This is a genomic window from Gordonia sihwensis NBRC 108236, assembly GCF_000333035.1.
GTDB lineage: Bacteria > Actinomycetota > Actinomycetes > Mycobacteriales > Mycobacteriaceae > Gordonia > Gordonia sihwensis.
The window spans coordinates 1-1,668 of the sequence record NZ_BANU01000054.1 but is presented as its reverse complement, the minus strand read 5'-3'; the positions used below and the strand labels follow the sequence as shown (position 1 = coordinate 1,668).

Annotated in this window: 1 protein-coding gene; it reads right to left on the bottom strand. The window is 67.4% G+C overall.

Annotated features, from left to right (window positions below; translation table 11 throughout):
- Positions 1-143 precede the first annotated feature (143 nt).
- Positions 144-1,544, bottom strand: a complete 1,401-nt coding sequence (locus tag GSI01S_RS19350; protein ID WP_006898364.1) for an IS1380 family transposase — start codon at positions 1,542-1,544, stop codon at positions 144-146.
- Between the last annotated feature and the right edge of the window lie 124 nt (positions 1,545-1,668).

Below are 1,668 nucleotides of genomic sequence, written 5' to 3'. Positions count from 1 at the left end.
AGCCCCCCTGATTCATGGGGTGTGGGAGATTCGGTTCTCTACGGATGTCGCGTCCTGATTGGCGAGTAGGCGTGCGGAAGCTCCGGCTAGCGCTGCCGGTGGGCGGGTCTCCGGGTGGTGCTGTCGTGGGCGGGCAGGTGAGGTCAGGCGGGTTTGGGGATCGCGGCGATCGTGTGGAACACCGCCTCGATGGCGACGGCCCACGGCCAGGTTTCGGGGATTTTCACGCGTCGTCGGCGGCTGCTGCGGGTCAGCAGGGCCGCGACGTGCAGGAATCGGTAGCGCATCGCTTTGGGCTCGCACAAGGCGAGAACGGCGGCCTCGCCGATGCAGGCCAGCAGCCGCGTCCACGCGATGAGGTCTGCGGCGATCATGACCGCGACGAGCCAGGCCTGGTTGACCGCGAATTCCCGCGAAGGAAGGCGGCCGAGTCCGGTGTCTTTGGCGTGTCGGATCCGGTCCTCCACGCGGGCGTGCGCCCGATGCCGCGCTTCGAGGAACTGCAGTTGACCGACGGCGGTGTTGGTCACAAATGCCTGGTAGCGCCACCCGTCGAGTTCCTCGAACATCGACAGTTGGGCGCCAGGGTGGGGTCGTTCGCGGCGGACGATGACCCGCATCCCGTCTGGCCACTTGGCGAGCATCCGTGGGGAGAGGAACCCGGTCAGCTCGGCGACCTCAGCCCCGGGCCGCAGGTCCCCGCCCTGGTTCAACGCCGGCCCCCACGTTGCCTCGGGAGCCATCGCGATCGCCCGCCGGATCGGGTTGGTGACCGCGAATCCGACCGAGTACTCCACCTGCCGACCGCGGACGCGGTTCTGGTCGGTGATCCATTCCAGCAGGGCGTGGGAGGCGCCGGCGCCGTCGGAGCGGATCAGCACATCACGCCGGTGAGCGGCGGGGACCTGCGCAATCGCCTGGCCCAGGACATCGATGTGGTCGGCAGCGGTGTTCGACCCGGCGTTGCCCGGCCGCAAGCTCGCGGCGAGGAACTCTTCTGTGTTGTCGCACCACACGCCGATCGGGTGATACCCGAACGTGCGCTTATAGGTTGGCGCGGCCTGCTCTTTTTCGCTGTGGGTGGCCACGATGGTGGCGTCCACGTCGAGCACGATCGTCGATCCCAGGTCCCGGCCCGCGCACTTCGAGGCGGGCACCCCGCCGGGCAGGTGGGACCACACGTGCCGCCGGGCACGAGCCCGCGCGACCTGGATTTTCTTGCGTTTACCGGCGGTGACCTCATCCAGGGTGCGCCACACCGTCGGGGACGAGGCGACCGGCCCCAGGACCGTGGATTGGTGGCGCAGGACGCGGATGTCGGCGATGGACTCCCCGCCACCCGTGAGCATCACCGCGACATCGGTCAACACCCTGCCACGGTCATGGATCGGGATGGATCGGCGCTGCGCCATGGCCCCCGACAGCTCGGCGGTCAGGCCGACGCGATCCGCCAGAAGGCGTGGCGCGATGGTCCCGGCGTGAGAAATCACCGCGACATCATCGACACAGAACGACAGACCAGACGACCACGAAGTACGCTTCACCTACCGAGTGCTTTCTGCTTGAGGAACTGTAGCTCTAGACAAGTCCCAGTTTCCCCTGTTCAGGGAGCACTTCGGTCTATTTGCGCCCAGCGATCCGCAGATCCCCATGAAACACCGGGGTTTA